The 22,153-nt window shown below is 39.6% G+C and carries 18 protein-coding genes; 13 read left to right on the top strand and 5 right to left on the bottom strand.

Annotation, left to right across the window (positions count from 1 at the left end; all coding sequences use genetic code 11):
• Positions 1 to 70 precede the first annotated feature (70 nt).
• From R2Q80_RS03765 to R2Q80_RS03815, 11 genes are all read left to right on the top strand, one after another.
• The gene (locus R2Q80_RS03765; RefSeq protein ID WP_316798303.1) at positions 71 to 1,243 is read left to right on the top strand and encodes a GlmU family protein; all 1,173 of its coding nucleotides are present in this window, start codon (positions 71 to 73) and stop codon (positions 1,241 to 1,243) included.
• A gap of 40 nt (positions 1,244 to 1,283) precedes the next feature.
• Positions 1,284 to 2,045 carry a triose-phosphate isomerase gene (gene tpiA, locus R2Q80_RS03770; RefSeq protein ID WP_316798304.1) on the top strand — a complete coding sequence of 254 codons (762 nt, stop codon included), beginning with the start codon at positions 1,284 to 1,286 and terminating at the stop codon, positions 2,043 to 2,045.
• Positions 2,046 to 2,894: a 50S ribosomal protein L11 methyltransferase gene (prmA, locus tag R2Q80_RS03775; RefSeq protein ID WP_316798305.1), complete on the top strand. Its 849-nt coding sequence runs from the start codon at positions 2,046 to 2,048 to the stop codon at positions 2,892 to 2,894.
• A gap of 20 nt (positions 2,895 to 2,914) precedes the next feature.
• On the top strand, positions 2,915 to 4,267 hold the full coding sequence (locus R2Q80_RS03780) for a UDP-N-acetylmuramate--L-alanine ligase (RefSeq protein ID WP_316798306.1): 1,353 nt from the start codon (positions 2,915 to 2,917) through the stop codon (positions 4,265 to 4,267).
• Between the two features lie 121 nt (positions 4,268 to 4,388).
• Positions 4,389 to 4,709, top strand: a complete 321-nt coding sequence (locus tag R2Q80_RS03785) for a helix-turn-helix transcriptional regulator (RefSeq protein WP_316798307.1) — start codon at positions 4,389 to 4,391, stop codon at positions 4,707 to 4,709.
• Between the two features lie 101 nt (positions 4,710 to 4,810).
• Positions 4,811 to 5,389 carry an RNA polymerase sigma factor gene (locus R2Q80_RS03790; protein WP_316798308.1) on the top strand — a complete coding sequence of 193 codons (579 nt, stop codon included), beginning with the start codon at positions 4,811 to 4,813 and terminating at the stop codon, positions 5,387 to 5,389.
• Between the two features lie 109 nt (positions 5,390 to 5,498).
• A complete protein-coding gene (locus tag R2Q80_RS03795) occupies positions 5,499 to 6,647 on the top strand; it encodes a FecR family protein (protein WP_316798309.1) in 1,149 nt (382 codons plus the stop codon).
• Between the two features lie 192 nt (positions 6,648 to 6,839).
• A complete protein-coding gene (locus R2Q80_RS03800) occupies positions 6,840 to 10,220 on the top strand; it encodes a TonB-dependent receptor (RefSeq protein ID WP_316798310.1) in 3,381 nt (1,126 codons plus the stop codon).
• A gap of 11 nt (positions 10,221 to 10,231) precedes the next feature.
• The gene (locus R2Q80_RS03805) at positions 10,232 to 11,875 is read left to right on the top strand and encodes a RagB/SusD family nutrient uptake outer membrane protein (protein WP_316798311.1); all 1,644 of its coding nucleotides are present in this window, start codon (positions 10,232 to 10,234) and stop codon (positions 11,873 to 11,875) included.
• Between the two features lie 27 nt (positions 11,876 to 11,902).
• Positions 11,903 to 13,048, top strand: a complete 1,146-nt coding sequence (locus tag R2Q80_RS03810) for a SusE domain-containing protein (protein ID WP_316798312.1) — start codon at positions 11,903 to 11,905, stop codon at positions 13,046 to 13,048.
• A 49-nt stretch (positions 13,049 to 13,097) separates the two neighbouring features.
• Positions 13,098 to 14,213 (top strand): glycoside hydrolase family 76 protein, encoded by a 1,116-nt coding sequence (locus R2Q80_RS03815; protein WP_316798313.1) that lies wholly within the window; start codon positions 13,098 to 13,100, stop codon positions 14,211 to 14,213.
• Positions 14,214 to 14,252: 39 nt separating this feature from the next.
• Here R2Q80_RS03815 and R2Q80_RS03820 read toward each other — a convergent pair whose 3' ends face one another.
• From R2Q80_RS03820 to R2Q80_RS03840, 5 genes are all read right to left on the bottom strand, one after another.
• On the bottom strand, positions 14,253 to 15,371 hold the full coding sequence (locus R2Q80_RS03820; RefSeq protein WP_316798314.1) for a GNAT family N-acetyltransferase: 1,119 nt from the start codon (positions 15,369 to 15,371) through the stop codon (positions 14,253 to 14,255).
• A gap of 72 nt (positions 15,372 to 15,443) precedes the next feature.
• Positions 15,444 to 15,635, bottom strand: coding sequence for a hypothetical protein (locus tag R2Q80_RS03825; RefSeq protein WP_047797352.1), 192 nt, complete (start codon positions 15,633 to 15,635; stop codon positions 15,444 to 15,446).
• 88 nt (positions 15,636 to 15,723) lie between these two features.
• Positions 15,724 to 16,290, bottom strand: coding sequence for an SMC-Scp complex subunit ScpB (scpB, locus tag R2Q80_RS03830; protein WP_316798315.1), 567 nt, complete (start codon positions 16,288 to 16,290; stop codon positions 15,724 to 15,726).
• Between the two features lie 249 nt (positions 16,291 to 16,539).
• A complete protein-coding gene (locus R2Q80_RS03835) occupies positions 16,540 to 19,536 on the bottom strand; it encodes a two-component regulator propeller domain-containing protein (protein WP_316798316.1) in 2,997 nt (998 codons plus the stop codon).
• A complete protein-coding gene (locus R2Q80_RS03840) occupies positions 19,526 to 20,311 on the bottom strand; it encodes a LytTR family DNA-binding domain-containing protein (RefSeq protein ID WP_316798317.1) in 786 nt (261 codons plus the stop codon). The genes R2Q80_RS03835 and R2Q80_RS03840 overlap by 11 nt, the downstream gene beginning before the upstream one ends.
• A 123-nt stretch (positions 20,312 to 20,434) precedes the next feature.
• Between R2Q80_RS03840 and R2Q80_RS03845 the strand changes: the two genes are divergently transcribed.
• Both R2Q80_RS03845 and R2Q80_RS03850 read left to right on the top strand, forming a co-directional pair.
• The gene (locus R2Q80_RS03845; protein ID WP_316798318.1) at positions 20,435 to 21,154 is read left to right on the top strand and encodes a ferritin-like domain-containing protein; all 720 of its coding nucleotides are present in this window, start codon (positions 20,435 to 20,437) and stop codon (positions 21,152 to 21,154) included.
• Positions 21,155 to 21,172: 18 nt separating this feature from the next.
• The gene (locus R2Q80_RS03850) at positions 21,173 to 22,030 is read left to right on the top strand and encodes a ferritin-like domain-containing protein (protein WP_316798319.1); all 858 of its coding nucleotides are present in this window, start codon (positions 21,173 to 21,175) and stop codon (positions 22,028 to 22,030) included.
• The last annotated feature ends 123 nt before the right edge of the window (positions 22,031 to 22,153 follow it).

The raw sequence follows: 22,153 nt of genomic DNA on the forward strand, positions 1-22,153 counted from the left end.
TTAGCACTAAAAAGCATTTTTTAAAGTCCCTTTGCCAAAAGCATCGGGACTTTTTTTATTTTTGCTGCTTATGACAATCAATCTTTTTGATGATTCTTCCTGGGCATCTCTTCGCCCCTTAACTTTTACAAGGCCTGTAGCCGATTTACGTATAGGTATTTTAACTATCGCAGAAAAATGGGCTAAATATTTAGATGCAGATTTCGGCTTTAGTACACAACAATATCTCTCGGTAAAATATCCGGCTAAGAAAAATGTAAAGCTGTTTATCAACGGGTCTGTTTGTCCTGATCAGGATTTACTGAATGTTATTTCAGCACTTAAGGATGGTGAATTGATTTTGTCAGGCAATGTGGTTATTGCTTTTAATTGTATAGATGGATTAAACTATGAACAGGCGCTGCAACAATTGAAACCCATCAATTATGAGCTCCCACTTATCAAAGTTGTTTATCCTGAACATATCTTCGCCAATAATCCAGCCGAAATAAGAAAAGATTTTGAACTGTTAACCAAAGGGCGCACATCAGCTAAAATCAGCAACACAAACCAGTTACTGGGTGAAGATATTTTTTTTGAAGAAGGTGCAAAAGCAGAATGCAGTGTATTAAATAGTGGCTATGGCCCCATCTACGTTGGTAAAAACGCAGAAATCTGGGAGGGAAGTCTGATCCGCGGATCTTTCGCACTTTGCGACAATTCGTCAATAAAAATGGGCGCCAAAATCTATTCCGGTACAACAATTGGCCCCAATAGCCGTGCAGGAGGGGAAATCAATAACTCCGTAATCTGGGGTAACTCAGCCAAAGGTCACGACGGGTACCTGGGCAATTCAGTATTGGGCGAATGGTGTAATATTGGTGCTGATACCAATAACTCTAACCTGAAGAATAACTATGCTGAAGTGAAGCTATATGATTATGAAAGCAAAAACATGCGGAATACGAATTTGCAGTTTTGCGGTTTAATTATGGCCGATCATTCGAAATCGGGTATCAATACCATGTTTAATACGGGAAGCATTGTTGGCGTAAGTGCGAATGTTTTCGGTGGAGGCTTGCCCCCAACTCATATTCCCGACTTTAGCTGGGGCGGGGCCAATGGATTCGAAAACTACAAACTGGATAAGATGTTCGAAACTACAGAAAAAGTCTTCGCCAGAAAAAATATAGCTTTCGATCAAACCGAAAAAGAAATTTTGACTAATGTTTATGAGTTAACAACAGCTCACAGACAGTTTTAATATAACCACGATCTTTTCGAGATCATTAATCAATAATATAATGAGAAAAAAAATTGTAGCCGGAAACTGGAAAATGAATTTAGATTATAACGAAGGTGTTTCGTTATTCAGTGAAATCGTAAACATGGTAAAAGATGAACGCAAAGGCGATCAGCTTGCTGTAATTTGCGCTCCGTTTATTCATTTAAACAGTTTAGCGAAATTAGGTGGTAGCGATGTAAAAATCGGTGCTCAGAATATTCATGATAAAGAGAGTGGTGCTTACACAGGCGAAATTTCTGCCAAAATGGTGAAGTCAGTAGGTGTTGAATATGTGATTTTAGGTCACTCGGAACGCAGACAATATCAGGCTGAAAGCAATGAACTTTTGGTAGCAAAAACCAAAATAGCCCTGACAAATGATTTAAAGCCTATCTTTTGTATCGGTGAAACTTTAGATGAACGTAATAACGGAAGTTATTATGAAGTAATTAAAAAACAACTGGTTGAAGGTTTGTTCAGTCTTACCGAAGAAGATTTTAGAAAAGTAGTGATCGCTTATGAGCCGGTTTGGGCCATAGGTACAGGTTTAACCGCAACACCAGAGCAAGCTCAGGATATCCATGCCTTTATCCGTTCCGAAATTGAAGCAAACTATGGCTTTAATGTTGCAGATGATACATCTATTCTTTATGGCGGAAGCTGTAACCCTGGTAATGCAGCAAGCCTGTTTTCACAAAAAGATATCGATGGTGGTTTAATTGGTGGCGCATCATTAAAATCACGTGACTTTACAGATATTATTAAAGCATTCAACAGCTAAATGCAGTACACAAAAGCAATATTTACATTCGAAAATATCGAAGACTATCAACAGGATTTGCTCATTAGCGATCTTGCAGAATTAGGCTTCGATACTTTCGAGGATAGTGAGGGAGGATTTACTGCCTTTGTCATTAAAGATAACTTTTCAGAAACCACCCTGCAAGACCTTTTAGATACTTATGCTGATGATTTTTCAGCTGAATACAGCCTGGAAGATGTAGCAGATGAAAACTGGAATGCAGAGTGGGAAAAGAATTTTAGCCCACTCATCATTGATGATGTTTGCTATGTTAGGGCAACTTTTCATGAGCCCCAGCCTTCTTATCCATACGAGATTGTAATTGACCCCAAAATGTCATTTGGGACCGGACATCACCAAACTACCACCATGATGATGCAGTATATCCTGTCAGCCGATCTTAAAGATAAAGAAGTGCTGGATATGGGTTGCGGAACAGCTATTCTGGCTATTCTGGCAGGTAAACTTGGTGCAAAAAGTTTAGTCGCAATTGATTATGATGATATATGTTATGAGAGCACAATAGAAAATGCGGCACTTAACCACATCAGTAACCTTAAAGCCATATGTGGAAGTAAGGAAGTGATTCCTGACGAAGAATATGATGTGATTTTTGCCAATATCAACAGAAACATTTTGCTCGATCAGATTCAACGTTACGCCGAAGTATTAAAAAACGACGGTAGAATATTTTTTAGCGGATTTTATTTAGAGCCTGATTTAAGCATGATCACTGCTGAATGTGCAAAATATGGCATTAAATATATTGATCATAAGCAAAACGGCGATTGGGTTGCCGCTCAGTTTGAGAAAAGGGCAGAAGGATAGTATATAAAAATAACAGCATCATGCGTATACATTTTATTGCAATTGGTGGAAGTGCTATGCACAACCTGGCCATTGCACTTCATAAAAAGGGGTATCAAATCACTGGTTCAGATGATGTCATTTTTGAGCCTGCAAAATCACGCCTGGATAAATATGGGTTACTGCCTGCAGAAATGGGCTGGGATGAAAGCCGCATCACTACAGATCTTGATGCGGTTATTTTAGGGATGCATGCCAGAATTGATAACCCCGAATTACTAAAAGCACAGGAACAGGGGATTAAGATATATTCTTATCCTGAATATATTTACGAGCAAAGTAAAAATAAAATTCGCGTAGTCATTGGCGGAAGTCACGGTAAAACTACCATTACCAGCATGATTTTGCATGTGCTCAACCACTATAACCGCGATTTCGATTATCTGGTAGGGGCACAGCTTGCCGGTTTCGAAACCATGGTCAAAGTTACAGAAGAAGCACCTGTAATAATTATTGAAGGGGATGAGTATCTGTCATCACCAATTGACAGAAGGCCCAAATTTCACCTGTATAAGGCAAATGTGGCTGTTATCAGTGGTATTGCATGGGATCACATTAATGTTTTTCCAACCTATGCCGACTATACCGCGCAGTTTGATAAATTTATAGATACCATTGAAGAAAACGGAACGCTGATTTATTGCAAAGCAGACATGGATTTAAATACCATTGTTGAGCAATCAAATGCAAAGATTAATAAAATTGGTTACGCCATTCCGGATCATGAAATTGAAAATGGAATCACTTATTTATTACCAGAAAAAACGCCTCTTAAAATTTTTGGTGATCATAACCTGATGAACCTGAATGCGGCAAAACTGGTATGTGAGCAGCTTGAAATTAGTCAGGGACAGTTTGATCTGGCTATATCTACATTTACAGGTGCAGCAAAACGCCTGGAAGTGATATCTGCCGATGAGTCGACAAATGTTTATAAAGACTTCGCTCACTCTCCTTCCAAGCTTAAAGCAACGATAGATGCAGTCAAAACTCAGTTCACTACCCGTAAATTGGTTGCCTGCATCGAATTGCACACTTTCAGCAGTTTAAATAAAGATTTTTTAAAGGAATATAGCGGCGCAATGGATAAAGCCGACGAGGCCATTGTGTTTATTGATTTAAAGAGTTTTGAACAAAAACAGATGAAACCCTTTTCAGAAGAAGATGTGCAAAAGGCCTTCGCAAATCCAAAACTGAAGTTTTTTAATAGTGCTGCTGATCTGAAAGTATACCTGCTTAGCTTAAATTATAAAGATACCAATCTTTTGATGATGAGCTCCGGCAATTATGCAGGTTTTGATCTACCGGAACTGGCCGCTGAATTATCCAGGTAGGAAGATAGTGGGTATAAGATACTAGACTTGAGAAACGAGATTGGGGACCTGAGAATACGCCAGCCGGATTGGACATTTTTCAACTTATATCTCAAGTCTCATATATCAATCTATAAGCAGAATGAAAAGCATAGGAAACCATATTAAGGAGTGCAGGGTAGGGCTTGGGTTAAGTCAGGCAGGTGCCGCAAAACTACTCAATATTTCTACCCCTGCTTTTTGCAAGATCGAAACAGGGCAAACTGATCTGAACCTTTCGCGGCTCTATCAGATTGCAAAGGTTTTCGATGTAGATGTCATTACCCTGATTTCAGGTAAGCCCGTCCACTCCACAAATAATGAAGATATCATATCCCTAAAGCAAAAGCTCGAACAAAAAGAAGAAGAAATCCATAAGCTGCGTAAAAAGGTAATTGATCTTTACGATAAACTTGGGATATAGTCAGCAGGCAGTTCCACAAAATTTTCTAATATCCAGCTCATATCGCCTAAACAAAAGATTTTTCATTTATATTTGGATTAAAAAACTAACCAAATATTTAAATGTCTGCTCCTATTGACCTGGACAATGATGTAGATTTATTGATCAAACTTAAAAAGGGTGATCAATCTGCTTTCAACATTTTGTACAAAAAGTATTGGTCGTACGTATTTGATAGTAGTTACAAACGCGTAAGGGACACTGCGTTAGCGGAGGATATTACGCATGACGTCTTTATACAACTGTGGAATATTCCTAAAACAACCCTTATTTCGAATTTTAAAGGCTATTTGTATGTATCAGTGCGCAATCGTGTATTTCGTGTACTTCAACAGCAATCCAGGTTTGTCCCAATCGAAGATGTGATAAATGAACTCGACAGACGCTGTTCCCAAAGCTCAGATGCTGAATTGCTTTTCAAAGAACTTACCCATTCCTACGCCGCATTGATACTCGATTTAACCGAACAACAGCAAATGATCTACGATTTAAAATATGCACAGGACTTTTCGCCTGATGAAATCGCCGAACGCCTTAATTTATCACCGAAAACGGTCCGTAATCAAATTGGAAAAATTAATTTCAAGCTGCGCTCCAGCCTCTTAGCGATCAATGTGATTATTTATTGTTTTTTAAAGTAAAATTATTATCGCTGTAAATCAATGTCTTAGCATGTATTTATTATCTTTTCATTCGCTTTCACGGGCAAAATTTCAGTTGATGTATCTATAGTATATAACCAAATAGATTATGAAACTGGAAAAGGCCGATTTCGACCAGATATTGCAAAAGTATTTGAATGGTCAGGCGGGTAAAAAGGAAATAGATTTCCTTCATGCTTATTATAACGCCTTTGAGCAATCTCAGGATTTCACCAGTCAGCTATCCGATGAAAAGCGTTTATCACTGGAACAACATCTGCAATCCAGAATTTTAAAAAACCTTGGTAATCATAAACGTTCACGTATCCTAAATCCTTTTTTCTTAAAATATGCAGCCGCGGTGATATTGATTTCAGGTATAACACTTGCTTATTTTTTATTTTCAGTTCGACTAACCCATCAAAACAAATTTCCACAACTTGTAGAAAAGCAGCATCAAAAAAGTAAGGAAATTGTACTTACCCTTGCGAATGGAAGCCAGATTAATTTAAAAAATGGTGTTCTTGCTACCGCTGTACAAGAAATTGGTGCAACGGTTAAAAGCAAAGAGAATGGTGATTTAGATTATCAGGCTCTTTCCGTAAAACCTGCACAAGAATCATATAATCAGATAGATGTCCCTGCCGGCAAACAATTTAAGATCACATTATCAGATGGTACAAAGGTTTGGCTAAATGCGGTATCTTCTGTGAAATATCCGGTAGCATTTCAAGATGCTCAAAGAGTCGTTTACCTTACTGGTGAGGCCTACTTCGAAGTAAGCAAAGATAAGACCCGGCCATTCATTGTCAAAACCAAGCAAAGTTCAGTAGAGGTAACCGGTACCGAATTCAACATCATGTCACTACCGGAAGAAAACGATGTGAGAACTACCCTGTTAGAGGGGAGCGTGAATGTAGCCTATGCGAACAGCTCAGTCAAACTTATCCCCGGTGAAGAGGCACTCAGCAACATTCCCAATCATACAATAGTAAAATCAAAAGCTGATATTGAAAATGCAATTGCCTGGAAGTCGGGATATTTCATATTTAATCATCCATTGAAAGACGTGATGGTAACACTTTCCCGGTGGTATGGGGCCAGAATCATCCTTGATCAGAAGCTGGAGAAATCCACCATTGCCGGTAAATTTTCTAACAAAAGAAGCCTCCTGCAAATTCTCACCTATATGGGTAAACTTAAAGGTTTCAGCATTCAGGTTCATGGAAATGTTTTCGAGATTACTTCCAAAAAATAGCCCCATTGTCTTTGGCACTATAAAATAAAACGTTTTAGCTAATTATTACTAACCAACTATAACTGATCACTATGAGTCAATATTTCAATTCGGAATAGGTTTGCTGCCTATAGCATTATTCAGGGAAGCCCTGCAAATAATTCGCTTAACACGATTTAATAAATAATTATCGCTTAAATCTTCCAATAATATATGAATATAAATTACTTGCTTAAATATAGCCGGAAATTGTTGGCTAAGTTTTCACCGCATGTCCTCACTAAACTAGTGGTGATGATGATGATTCTAACTGTGGTAGAAGTTAGTGCAAAGCCAACTTATGCGCAAAATGTGAGCTTAAACATCAAAAAGGCAAGCATTACCCAAATTCTTCAGTTGCTAATCAAACAAACTGGATACGAGTTTCTCTATGAGCCCGACGAATTATCAGCTTATCAGAGTGAAACGTTGAACATGACCAACAAACCACTAAGAGAGGTTTTGGATGTTGTTTTCAGCAATAAATCTTTAAAATGCAGTATCCAGGATAACATTGTGATTATTGAACGGTTAAAGCCAGAACAAACGAAGGCGATGCCCGTTACCGGGCAGGTTGTTGATGAATCGGGTTTACCGGTACCTGGAGTAAGCATTAAACTAAAAGGTGGTGCTCTGGTTGGTCAAACCAATAACAATGGTGAATTCACAGTACAGGTGCCTGATGAGCAGGCTATTCTGCAATTCACGGCGGTTGGATTTGAAACTCTTGAAAAAGTAGTAACCGCCGGTAAAATAAGGATTGTGATCAAAGCCGCCATTAATACCATGGAGGATGTGATTGTTGTGGGCTATGGAACAACAACCAGAAAAAAGATCGCTGGAGCGGTTGATCAGGTAAGGGCTTCACAGCTTGCTAATCGCCCTACGGCCAACCTCACCCAGGCCCTGCAGGGTGCAGCCCCAAGTTTAAGTATTCAGCAGCGTAGCATGGATCCGAACGGAAATACTACAAACCTTAACATTCGTGGTGTAAGCACCATGAATAGCAATACGCCACTTATCGTAATCGATGGACTCATCAGTGATGGCAGCAGCTTAAATAAACTAAACCCGGCAGACATCGAAACAGTGTCTATCCTCAAAGATGCAGGTGCATCGGCAATTTATGGTTCAAGATCTGCCAACGGTGTGTTATTAATTACCACCAAAAAGGGGATGAAAAACCAGGGTCCGGTAATCAGGTTAGATGGGCAGATTGGTCTACAGGATCCTAAAATTTTATTTACCCCTGTTACCGGCTACCAGAACGCCACATTAAAGAATTTATCGCTTACCAACGTAGGAATGGCCCCGCAATTTAGTCCCACGCAGATCCAGGATTTGTATGCCCATGAAGGGGAGGAAGACTGGTATTTTAACCAGATCCTTAAAACAGCTACCCAGCAAAATTATAATGTCAATGTATCAGGCGGCGGCGCAAATACCACTTACCTTTTTTCCGGCGGATTTTATGATCAGGGAAGCAATTACGAGGGCAATTATGGCATCAAGCGTTACAATTTGCGCTCAAACATCACAGCCGAGTACAAGCGCTTTAAATTCAGCTCCATATTAACCTACACCCGTAACAATTCAAATGCAAGTACTGCAAGCAATGCCATTGTGAATTCATCACGTATACCAACATACTACTATTATAAAATGGTTGCCCCAAATGGTAAATACCTTGTCAATGATGTATTAACCGACCAGAACCCCCTGGCTGAATTGAGGGATGGAGGATATATCAATTCTGATAACAACTATTTCAATGCTAATCTTAACGTTGAAGCCAGACTATTTGACGGCCTGAAGTTTAGAGGGGTGTTCGGAGCCGACGTGATCAATGATCATCGCTTTACCAGAAGAAAACAAATTCCACTATATTCATCTGAGACTGCAACAGCGCCTTTGGTATTCATGAATTCTACCAGAAACACGGAGGATTATAATCAACAGGTTTCCTTACTGAATTATCAGCTTCTACTGGATTATTCAAAAACACTAGGAAAACATAGCATTACCGGATTGTTTGGTGCGAGTAATGAATCCTATACAAGGCGTGCAAATGAGATCAAGTATAAATTTACCGATCCCATCCTGGGGACTCCCACAACAGGTACAGAGATTGATCCAACCAGTTACGGATCTTTGGGGGCAACAACCGAAAATAGCATTAATTCATTATTCGGGCGGGCAGGTTATGCCTATGCCGACCGCTATACTGCAGAATTTAATTTCCGCTATGATGGTTCTTCCAAGTTTGAAAAAGCGATCAGATGGGGCTTTTTCCCCTCCGGATCAGTGGGATGGTCGCTTTCAGATGAAGTTTTTTTAGCCAGATATAAAGAAAAAGTAGGCGACCTGAAACTAAGGGCTTCCTATGGACTGCTCGGTAATCAGGATATCGACTCTTATCAGTTCCTCACTTCCTATACACCTTACACCAATTCCTATGGATTTAATAATGTGGGTGTTACGGGTGCCGGTTTTACTTTCGGAACCCCGAATTTACTTTGGGAAGTAACCCACACACTCAATATTGGTGTAGATGCTAATTTTTTCAATAAAGCTTTAACGGTGTCATTTGATTATTTCAGTAAAACCACAAAAGATATCCTAATAAGCCCCACAATTCCCTCCGTATTCGGCACAACATTAGGAAAGTATAATGCGGGTCAAATGAGAAATCAGGGCTGGGAGCTCACAGTTGAGTACCAGGTTAAAACAGGAAGCTTCAATCACAACTTCAGCGGGAATATCGGCGATTCAAGAAACAAAGTCCTGAAATTCGTTGGCGATGAGCAAATCACCACTGCCGACAACATCAGTAAAATTACACGTGTTGGCCTCCCATTCAATTCTTATTATGGCTATAAAATCAGTGGCTTATTCCAGAGCATGGAAGAACTCGAAACTGCAGCATTACCCGTAGGCATGAGTGCGTCTGATCTGAAACCCGGAGATGTGAGGTATACAGACAGAAATGGCGACGGTGTAATCGATTCTAAAGACCGTTTTGTATTAGGTAACGCTTTTCCAAGGTTCACCTTTGGGTTCAACTATAACCTCAATTATAAAGGATTTGATTTCGGGATGCTTTGGCAGGGTGTAGGTAAACGCGATATGGTTGTTCGTGGCGAATTAATTGAGCCCTTCCATGAAAACTATTCTTACGTCATTTATCAGCACCAGCTGAACTACTGGACACCAACCAATACCGATGCCACTCAACCTCGCTTAACGCCTGCAGGGGCTACACCTACAAAAAATAACTATCAGATGGGATCCGATCTCTATCTTTTTGAAGGTAGTTACATCAGGTTAAAAAATATTCAACTGGGTTATACTATACCCAAAAATATTTCTCAAAAAATAGGTATGCAAAAATTAAGGGTGTTTGCCAATGCGCAGAACCTGCTTACGTTTAGCGCAAATTCCTGGATCGATCCTGAATCTTCAGAATTTGATTCAAATATGTCGGGTTCTGCCAATAGTGCAAGAAACTATCCGACATTAAAATATTATGGTTTAGGCTTCAACATAGAACTTTAACAGGAGAGAATATGAAAAACAAAAGAAAACTTACCACTCCGCTATTTGCCGGTATTTTATTCCTGATGGTATTTGGTGCCTGCAATAAGCTGGATACTATACCTACGAACAAATTTACAGACGCAAATTTCTGGCAATCTGTAGAGAACTCTGAACAAATGGTTAATATGGCTTATAACCAGATGTTTTCTGCCGACAAAATGTGGAATGATGAGGCGTTGAGCGACAATATTTTTGAAGGACGAACCAATACTGCGCAGCGATCCATCAGAAACGGCATCGCCGATCCGAGCCTTGATCTTTTCAGCAGCGAATGGAAGTGGGGTTACGAAGGACTTAAGAGCTGCCATGTATACCTCGCCAATATTGATCTGGTTCCAGGTATGGACCCGGTACTAAAGAATAAAAGAAAAGCTGAAATCCGCTTCATTAGGGCATCTATCTATTTCAGACTGGTCAATTTTTTTGGTGCAGTACCTTTTTTTACCAAGGATGTTACGCTGGATGAATCCGGTACAGTAGGTAGAACCCCTAAAGCGACTATTATGAGCTTTATCCACCAGGAACTGGATGAAATTATTCCGCTTTTACCGAAAAAAGAAAACCTATCAGCTGCCGATAACGGTCGTATTACCAAAGGAGCAGCCTGTGCTTTTCAGGCAAGGGCCTATCTTTATGAAAGTAACTGGGCTAAAACTGCAGAATACTGTCAGAAACTAATCACCAATGGTGCAGAATTCGGGACTTATAATTTGTTCTCTAGTTATACAGGATTATTTACTGCAGCTAATGAGTATAACTCAGAAGTAATTCTGGATTATGGTTATGTTCCTGCGGTTAAAACCTGGTCGAAGTTGTATGACGCCGCCCCGCTGTCGGTGGGTGCCCGCCTAAATGCCTACGCGCCGGTTCAGGGTCTTGTTAACAACTATCTAACCACAAATGGCCTAGCAATAGATAAAGATCCGTCATACAATGCCGGCAATCCTTATGTTAACCGCGACCCAAGGCTGGCAGCTACGGTAGTTTTTCACGCAGGAAAATGGACAAACTTTAACGGAACTGAATCTACAATTTATATCCGGCCGGGTACAGGAAGTAACAGCACTGAACGTGCCGACAACTATGTTAGCGCGAGTTCGAATTCCACCCCAACAGGTTATTATGTGAAAAAATACTATGACCAAACAGCTACGGCGACTTTCGCATCAGGGTTAAATATCATCATGTACCGCTACGCAGATATCCTGTTAATGTATGCTGAAGCAAAATTCGAAATGGGTCAGCTTGATGCCACAGTATGGAACCAAACCATACGGGCCATACGGAACCGCGCAGGCTTCACCGCTGCTACTGCGCTGGATTATCCATCTACACTATCCACAGCTGATATGCGCAGCCTCATCCGCAATGAACGCCGTAGTGAATTTGCTTTGGAAGGCCTCAGATATTTTGATATTGTACGCTGGAAAGCAGGCACACAATACCTCAATGGCTATGTTTACGGTGCCAGATTTCTCAATAATAATACAGAAGACATTCGTCTGGATAATCGGAAATTTGACGAATCAAGGGATTATTTATGGTCTGTTCCACGTTCACAGATGGATTTAAATCGTAACCTCCAGCCCAATAACCCAGGGTACGCAAACTAATTTTTAACGACTTTAAAAAAGACTAATATGAAAACGAACTTTAAAATCGGAATTTTCCTTTTTATACTGACCATTTTCGCCGCTTGTAAATCTGATGATATGATCTACAAAGACGCCAACGTAAGTGCAGTAAACGCACTTTATGAACCCATTAATAATAAAACGGTCAAGCTACTATCGTCGGCTTCTGCTTCTCTCTATTTCAACTGGGAAGCTGTAAAAGTAGAAGATAGTGGTGCCGCATTGTATGAAGTTATTTTCGACAAAGCAGGTGGTGATTTCAGCAAACCGATCTATCGTACTACCTCAGATAATAATGGCTACTCGAACGGCGCTACAGTTACCCATAAAATTATGAATAAAATTGCTTCGCTGGCAGGAATCCAGCCGGGTGGAACAGGAAATCTGATCTGGACTGTTGCCTCCTCGCGTGGTATCAAAACGGTCATGGCCAATGAGCGAAGAACCATTAGCGTAACCAGCTTAAATGGCTTCGTAGATATTCCGGATGAAGTGTTCATTACCGGTGAGGGGTCAGAAGGAGGTAGCACACTTTCTGCTGCCTTACCGTTTAAACTGAACGCACCCGGTGAATTTGAGATCTACACCAAACTGGAGGCCGGTAAAACCTATTACTTCGTTGATCGTAAAACCGGTACACCACGCGTGTTCTATTCTACTGATAACGCAACGCTTCGCGAAGCTGCACAAACCGGAACAATTACGCCTTCAAAAACAGCTGTCTATCGCATTAACCTCGATTTCACTACCGCAACCCTTTCATATACAGAAATTAAAAGCGTCGGACTATGGTTCTCCCCAAGTAATGCAATTACGCTAAATATGCCTTATCAGGGTAAGGGTGTGTGGACAGGCACTGGTATAGTCAATTTTAAAACGGAAAGCTGGGGCAAAGATCAACGCTACAAATTTCAGATTGTTACCGCTGTTGGGGGTAGCGATGTGGTAAAACAATTCGGTACACTTAACGGAACCGATTCTGCCCCGAATGATGCTTCTGCACCATCATATTATTTTGTGAAACTGCTCGCAAACGTTACCCAGTGGGATGATAAATGGAAATTCGCAGATAAAGTAGATGGTAAATCATCCAGCATTTCTTTAGTATTAAAAGGTGATGCCGCCTACACCCATACAATTGTTGTAAACTAGTATCGATGCGGCATATGCTATAACCGTGTGCCGCCTTAAATTGAAAACGATGAAAAAGTTATTAATATGTTTGGCCGTTGCCGTTTTTATGGCAGGCTGCAGTAAAATAGAAGATGAGTACCGGTATGGTGAGCCACAAGCAGTAGATTGGACAGTAGCAGCCAATAGCAGTACAAATGCATTGATCTCACAGTTCTGGAATAATGACGGCTACTTCAACTACGGCAGTAATGGATCTGATAAAGGGTTTCAGTACTGGCCCAATGCACATGCAATGGATGTAGTAATCGACGCATACATCAGAACCGGAAATGAGACTTACAAATCATACTTTGATAAATGGTTCGCCGGCATCAAGGTAAAGAATGGCGGTACTTATTTCAATACCTTTTATGATGATATGGAGTGGAATGCACTTACCATGCTCAGGTTGTATCAGGTAACCAAAGAGGAAAAATATTTAACTGCTGTTAAGACCCTCTGGACGGATATTGCTGCCGGATGGAATGAGACCTATGCCGCGGGAGGAATAGCCTGGATGAAAACCCAGTTATATAGTAAAAACGCCTGTTCAAATGGTCCTGCCAGTTTGCTCGCCATCAGGCTGTTCAATCTGACAAAGGAAGAAACCTATAAACAATGGGCATTAAAAATTTATGAATGGCAGAAAAACACTTTGTTCGAGAGGGCAACAGGTGCAGTCTACGATAATATCAATGGCAATACCAATGCCATCAGTACGGTTGCTTTAACTTACAACCAGGGAACTTTTATGGCATCTGCCGTGGAGCTGTATAAGGTTACAGGTGATAAAGCCTATCTGAATGATGCACAAAAAATAGCGAATTATACCCTTACTAAATGTATTGATACCAGTAATAACATTCTGAGGAACGAAGGTGACGGAGATAATGCGTTGTTTAAGGGTATCTTTATGCGTTATTTTCTCATTCTGCTTCAGCAAGGTGATCTCACTGATGCTTACAGGACAAAGTTCGAGACATTTTTTAATAACAATGCTCAGATTGCCTGGACGAAAGGCGCATATCCTACAACATTTCTGTTCGGCCCGTCATGGAATGAAAAGCCATTAGCCGAAGTACAGCTCACTGCTCAGGCAAGTGGCTGTATGATGATTGAAGCACGGGCCGCGTTTAAGAAATAATTTGCATGAGGGCGCTGTGGTCACACAGCGCCCCTTATTCTAAAACACCTTTCTCATCGTCAAATGCTTTTTTCCGAAAGTAGCACCCGTAGCCTTGTGTATCGCAATCATCTGTTCGTTAAAATCGCCTACCCAACTCAACTCCAGTTCCTTGTATTGGTTTTTAGGGAGTACATACTCGCCAAGTCTGATAAACAAAACAGATTCCAATCCGTGTTTTTGAAATTTAGGCTTAGTTCCCATCACAATTGCCCGCATGCGCGTAACGCCAACCCACCTTCTGTAAGCAAACTTTAGTTTTTCAATCAACCCTAGTTTACCATCAAAACCTTTAATCATCTGGTTAGCATCCGGTATCAAAACCACAAAAGAAGCTGGTTCCCCGTTAAAATAAGCAAATTGAATCAAATGCTCATCCATAATGGGTTCCATACTTTTAAAACTTTCCTGTAAGGTTTCTTTCTTTATCGGAACAAAGTTTTCAAAATCCTGCCATCCATCGTTGTAGATTTCCATCAAATCGTTGATGTATTTTTCTGAATTTGCTTTGCTGAAGTACTCGAAGGTATAGCCAGGTTTATTCCTTACCCAGTTCGCAATTTTCGTAAAGCGCTCCGGAAATGGAATGGTTAAATTAATGTGATTGGTCAGCTGTTCATATTCGGTAATAAACCCATAAGCATCAAAGAACTTTTGATAGTAGGGGAAGTTATAATTCATTCCGAATGACGGAGGGGTAAAGCCCTCTACCAGCAATCCCCAGAATGAATCGTTTTCCCCGAAATTAATCGGACCATCCATCGCTTTCATGCCGTTTTCAATCAGCCATTCTTTTGCGCTATCAAACAGAAGAAAGGCAGCCTTTTCATCGTCTATGCATTCAAAAAAACCAATACCTCCGGTAGGCTGTTCGTAATTAAACGCTTTTTTCTCATTGATAAAAGCAGCCACCCTGCCGATCAGGTTTCCAGCGTTATCCTTTAAAACCCATCGTGTACATTTACCATGGTTAAAAAAGTTGTTCTTATCGGGGTTGAAAACATTTTCTACCTCACTGTCTAGCGGGCAAATCCAGTTTTTATCATTTTTATAAAGGATTTTTGGAACTTTTAAGAAATCTTTCTCTAGCGAAGTGTTGCTTACCGATATAATTTGCATGGGCACGTTTTAAAGTAAAAAGCATCCTGCCAAAAGGTAGGATGCTTTTCCAAATATATAGTTTTTTATCGACTAGTAATCGTCATCGTCATCATCAAAATTATCGAAATTGTCAAGGTCATCTAATGGCATATCAAAATCATCTTCGTCTTCATCCTGAGATTTCGTTTTCGTAGTTTGAACATCGTCATCTTCAAGATCATCATCTTCATCTACCTGTTTTTTGGTAGTCGGCTTAGTAGGGAGTTTCTTTGGCGCTTTCATAACACAAAAATAAAAATTGCTTTTATAGTTTAAAAATACAAAAAAACTTTTTTTAATAACAGGTTGAGACCAAATAAATTAAAATATTCTACTCCATATTTTCGCCTACTGTATTCTCTTCTCTGGCAATATCCTTTAGCTGCGGAAGCTGGTTTAAGTGGTTTAAACTAAAGTAATCCATGAAAAGGGTACTGGTGCTATATAAAATCGGACGGCCTGGCGTTTCCGCTTTTCCGTCAATACTAATCAGCTCTTTTTCCAGTAAACGCTGAACGGAATAATCTGAATTTACCCCTCTGATTTGCTCTATTTCCAGTTTCGTGATGGGCTGTCGGTAAGCAATTATAGCCAGTGTTTCCATAGCGGCCTGACTTAGCTTTTTCTTTGAGCGGTGCAGCTGCAACTGATTAACTGTTTCATGGTATTCTTTCTTGGTCAAAAACTGATAGCCTTTGTTCAAATTCACCAGTTCTATCGCAAAATGAACAGCACTGTACTTTTCTTTTATCGCATCTAAACTTTCAAAAATCTGTGTTTCAATGTGTTCTTCATCAAATACGGCATTTAGGGCTAAAATAATTTCCTGGACACTAATACTTTGAACAGATGAGAAGATCAATGCTTCAATATGTTGCGTAAGATTGGGCTGTGGCATACACAAAATTAAAATTTTTGACATAAAAAAAGCGGTCTCGCTTTAAAAAACAAGACCGCTTTCAACACACAAATGAAACCTGAATTAAGATATAGTTTTAGGTTAGGTTATTAAATATCTATATCAATTCTATAAGAACGTTTTGATAAACACTATCGTTTATTTCTAACACAAGTTTAAGGCTAAACAGGGCGCAGTGTAACTTCTATTTAGTAAGTGGTATCAATAATTGAGTAAACGGTAAAAAAGCTATTTCAGCGGGATAGATATCGATACCGTTGTGCCATTTTCATCATTCTGCCTCACATTGAGGTGTATAGGTTTTGCTCCAATCTGTCCTAAAAGATTCAAACGCTCTTTTGTAAGTTGCATCCCTTTGCTGATGTGTTTTTCTTTTTTATTTTGCAATGAATTCTCTATCCCAATACCATCGTCGATAATTTCGATGTTTAGGTAATGTTCATTCTTGAGCCTTATCCTGATTAAAATGTTACCGCCTGTCTCTTTGGGCATAATGCCATGCCATATCGCATTTTCAACATAAGGCTGCAGCAACATGGATGGAATAAAGGTTTCTTCCCTGTCGATATCTTCCTCAATGTCAAAAGTATATTGCAGTTTTTCGCCAAAACGGTTTTTCTCCAGCTTTAAATACAGGTTCAGGTATTCTATCTCTTCCTCCAGTGAAATATAGCTTTTTGTACAGATCTCCAGATTCTTCCTGATCAATCTTGCGAAGCCTGTCAATACCCGGTTAGCAGAAGCTGTATTTTGCGTATTGATATAATGCTGAATCGAATTCATTACGTTGAACACAAAATGAGGGTTCATCATGGCCTGCAATGCCTGTTGCTCCAACATTAACACCTTATTTTTAACCAGTAGCTGCTCCTGCTCTTTATCTTTCTGCTTACGGGTAATGTTTACGGCAACTTTATAGAAAATGTAAGCAACCAACAAAATTAACATGGATAGAAACCACAAGCTTTGCCAGAAATGTTTTTTAATAGTGAAAGTGATTTTGGCTGAGGGCCCCCAGTTTCCATTCTGGCTCTTCGCGCATACTTCAAAAACATAATCTCCGGATTGTAGCGAAGAAAAGTCAAGCCTGCGGGTTCTGGTTTCCACCCAGGCCGAACGCTCATTCAACCGGTAACGATAGGTAATGTCGCCGGTAGTAAAATCAACGGCACTAAAAGTAAACAGTATGGTGTTGTTACCAGTTTCGAAAGTGAAATTACCTTTATTTACGGGTAGTCGCTCATTATCCTTAATGATCGACGTAACATATACTTTCGGCAGATTCTTACTGATATTGATATTGTTGTATTTAAATAGTATCAATCCCTTATTTGTGGCAAAATAAGCTGTGCTGTCGTCAATAAACAGGTTATTAATATCATCGCCCAGCAAATCTTTGCCATAATCAAAATTCGCAACACTTATATTATTGGGATAGTCAGCAATTTTATTTACCCCTTTGTTGGTAAGCACCCATATCTCATCGTTTTTCACAAAGATTTTTGTGCAGATATTGTTGGTAAGGCCATCTTTCTGCGTTACTTGTTTAACAATCTGATCACCTTTGTAAAAAATTAATCCGTAACCGTCAGTTGCAAGAATCAAAGTCCCGTCTGCCAGTTGCTGGATATCGTTAATCCGCTTGGTAAGAAGCGGATGTTTTTCAAAATGTTTGATGAGTTTTCCGGCAATAAACTGAGATAAACCACTCACATTTGAAAACCATAAACTGCCCGATCTGTCGTAAAACACATGGTATGACCGGTCTTTGAAAAAATCTTCTTTCTCCTTGTATTTGAACGAATTAAATTCAAAATTATTAATCCTGTCAGATAAAAATACCACACCCGATGATAAGGCGAGTGCCAGATGGCTGTTATTATCATCAAGGCTAAAATGTTTGATCACAAACATCAGGTCATTTGATTCTTTTAAATAGCTGACATCAGTCGTCGATTGGTAGATATTTTTGAAAACCCCCATCCCATAATCCGATGAAAAGTAAACCGATTGATTTTTCTTATCAAAATTAATCTGTTTAATCGTTTTGTATTTTTTGAAATCATCCAGCCCATATTCCTCTACCTGATAATTGCTGATGTTTAAGATATCAATAACAGCGTCGTCCGTTCCAAGCCATAGTCTGTTTTTGCCATCTTTGGTTATACTCTTGATCACGTTACTGCTTAAACCAGATTCCGCGTCGATGATCGATAGTCTGTTATTAACATTCGGAAGCATGAATATCCCTATGTTAGTAGCGAACCACATGTTTTGGTTATTGTCTTTAACAACCTGATTTACGGATATGTCCTGAAGATATTGAACAGTTTTTCCGCTTTTATCTAACGCAAAGGCGCCGTTCGCATTTGCCAGCCAAACTTCACCCGAACTTTGGTTATAGTAAAAGTAACCAGACATGTTTTTGATCAGGTTCTGTGGAATAGAAATCATTGACGCTATCTTCCCGTTTTTAAATAACTTAAAACCTTTTTGGTCAATATAGGATAGCGAATGGTTAGGCTGTGTATTGGCCGCCAGATATGAAATGGGCTGAACATCTGATTTGATGACGTTAAAAGTTTTGCCGTTAAATTTCTGAACGCTCTGGTCACTGAAGGCATATATATTTCCCTGTTCATCTTCGTGGATAAAGGCATTGGTAAACTTATCTTCATGGTTAGGGGAAATATACTTTTTGATCATTTTTCCATCCCAGCATACAATCAGATTTGAATTGGTGCCCAACCAGATCCTTCCTTTTTTGTCGATAATGAAAGATACAATGACTGTATTTAAGCTCAGTTTTTTTAAGAGCGCATCGTTATCCTGATTGTAGAATTTCCCATCCTGCAAATAGCTCAACTGTCCGTTTAAGGCAAAAGACCAGATACGCCCGTTTTTGTCTTCAGCCATTCGTAAAATCTGTGTATCAGGCAGGCCGTCCTCAATCGTGAAATTTTGAAAATTTGTGCCGTCAAAACGGCTCAGTCCATTATCCGTAGATATCCATATAAAACCTTTGGCATCTTGCAGAATATAATAACAATTATTGCTCGCAAGTCCGTTTTTCGATGTATAGTGTGGAAGGTAGGTGGTTTGAGCAAAGGCAGACGAATAGCTAAAAAAAATAGCGGCAGTGAGTGAAAATGCAAATATAAGCGCCGCAATGCGTGTTGAGATCCGATTGCCTTCAGTACCGATTTTTATTTTTTTAATGATCACTGCTCACTTTGGTAAATGACTTTATTTTTTCAAAAAAATCGCTTGCGCGCCTTCGGGAAATATTAATGCTCTCGCCGTTCTTTAAGAAAACCTGGAGTCCGTTTTTTGAATTGTATTCTTTCAGATGGTTGAGATTTATAATGCTTGACTTGTGAATCCGTGCGAACTGATCGTTCGGAAGTAACTCCTCAAATTCCCTCAGCACTTTTGAAACTGTTATCTTCTCCTGATTAATCAGGTGTACAACAGAGTAATTGCTGTCTGCCTCAATGTAAATAATTTCATCAACATCAATCATTTTAAAGCCCTGTCCGTAAGGCAGCGTCAGCTTTCTGATCTCTGATTTAGCACTCAAACTACTGGCCAGATTGCTTATCCGCTCATCATTTTCGTTCTGATTATGAAATAATCTCAGGTGTTGGGTGACTTTTTCAACCGCTATTTTCAGTTCATCAATATCAATCGGTTTCAATAAATAATCCAGCGCATTTGCCTTGATTGCTTTCAGTGCATACTGGTCATAAGCCGTTGTAAAAATGACTGCTGCTTTGTGTTTTTGTGCATCAGGAATTAAGTCGAAACCGTTACCGCCAGGCATAGCTATGTCTAAGAAAATCAGGTCGATAGAGTGGTTGAATAAGATTTCTTTCGCCTCCTGTACAGACCGTGCAATTCCGGTAATTTCTACATCCGGACAGTTCTGCTGCAGAAGAAAAAATAGTGAAGATCTGGCAAACTCCTCATCGTCAACAATAATGGCTTTTAATGTGTTCATGGTGTTGTGTTGGTGAATGTATTAAAATAGCCCCACAAAAAAAAATGCGAATCCAAAAATCCAGTATTAAAATTGTCACGTATGTATCATCAAACGAAATCAAAATACCTAAAAATTCTCATTATGAAAAACAATGAACTAGAAACCAAAAATAAACTTGATGAAAGTTTGTTAAACAGTGCAGTTGGCAGGAGATCGTTTCTGCAATATGCAGGTGCAAGTGCAGCAGCTCTCGCCCTGGTAGCAGCAGGATGTAGAAAAGACCGCAACTTTGGCGATATCTCAACTGGCGCTACTTTAGATTTTAAAGATGATTTCGGGGTTTTAAACTATGCCTATGCATTAGAACAGCTTGAGGCTGCATTCTATGTAAAAGTAGCTTCTGCTCCACCATCAACTTTTACTACCGCTCAAAAAGCTTATTTCCAGGATATACAGTTTCATGAAATTGCTCACCGCGAATTCTTTAAAAATGCGTTAAGCACAGCTGCTATCGGAAGTTTAGAAGTAGATTTTTCTTCTATCGATTTTACCAGTGCAACAAGTGTTTTAGGTGCCGCAATGGCTTTTGAAGATTTGGGCGTTGCAGCTTACAATGGGGCAGGAGTTAGAATTAAGAGTACAGATTATCTGGTATTAGCAGGAAAGATCGTTTCAGTTGAAGCACGTCACGCTGCTTATGTAAGAGATATTATTTCGAACGGATCTTTTGCAGATTTAGCGAGCATGACTACCCTGGGTGCCGTAAATGCGAGTGGTTTGGATGGCGCTTTAACTCCTGACAGGGTTTTGGGTATTGCCGGAAAATACATCAAAACGAAAATTAACGTAATTAACCTTTAATCTTTAAAATCTACAATCATGAATATCCTAAATATATTAGACGAAATAGAAAAAGTTGATGGTGAGATCTATGAAAGATTAAACCCTCGCCGTAAAGCAATGAGAGACTTTTACAATATCGGTAAAAAAATCTCCCTTGCTGCTTTACCACTTGCCATGGGATCTATGTTTAACAAAGCTTACGGACAAACCAACCCAAGTACCGTAACTGATGTGTTAAATTTTGCTTTGGCGTTAGAATATCTGGAATACAATTACTATAACCACGCACTGTCTGTAGCAACTGCTACCTATATTCCTACAGGTGCACCAAGAGCGGCCATTACAACCATCCGTGATCACGAACGTGCACACGTTGACTTGTTAAAAGGAGCTTTACAAATTACTGGTGCTGATGGTTATGTTTACAGTGACTTTGATTTCACAGCTGGCGGTGGCTTTGGAGATGTTGATACCAACTATCAGACGTTTTTAAAAGTAGCATTGGCTTTTGAAGATACAGGTGTAAGGGCATATAAAGGTCAGGCGCCAATTTTGAAAGGTAATGCCGTATTAACTACAGCACTACAAATTCACTCTGTAGAGGCTCGTCATGCTTCCCACATCCGCCAGATGGTTGCTGCTAATGTTACGGGCGCAAGTGCATTAAAACCATGGATTGCTTATACGTCTACTGGTAATGATACTGGTGTAACAGCTGTTGATGCTGTTTATGCAGGTGAACAAAATACTACTCAGGCAGGGATTCAGATTACAGGTATCAATGGTACTGCTACTACTCAATCTCAGGCTGCTGAAAGTTTCGACGAATTCTTAACAGGTTCTGATGTTAAAAAGATTGCCAACCTGTTCATTAAAGTCAAGAAATTAAGTTAAAAAAAATCTATCTATAGAGATAATTGATGTTTAGTTTAAGGTAGGGGAGTGAGACTCAGGTTTTGCTCCTCTTTATTTTACTCACATTCATTTCACAACCTACCTGTCATTAACAGAGAAGAG

Source organism: Pedobacter frigidisoli, from assembly GCF_032678525.1.
GTDB lineage: Bacteria > Bacteroidota > Bacteroidia > Sphingobacteriales > Sphingobacteriaceae > Pedobacter > Pedobacter frigidisoli_A.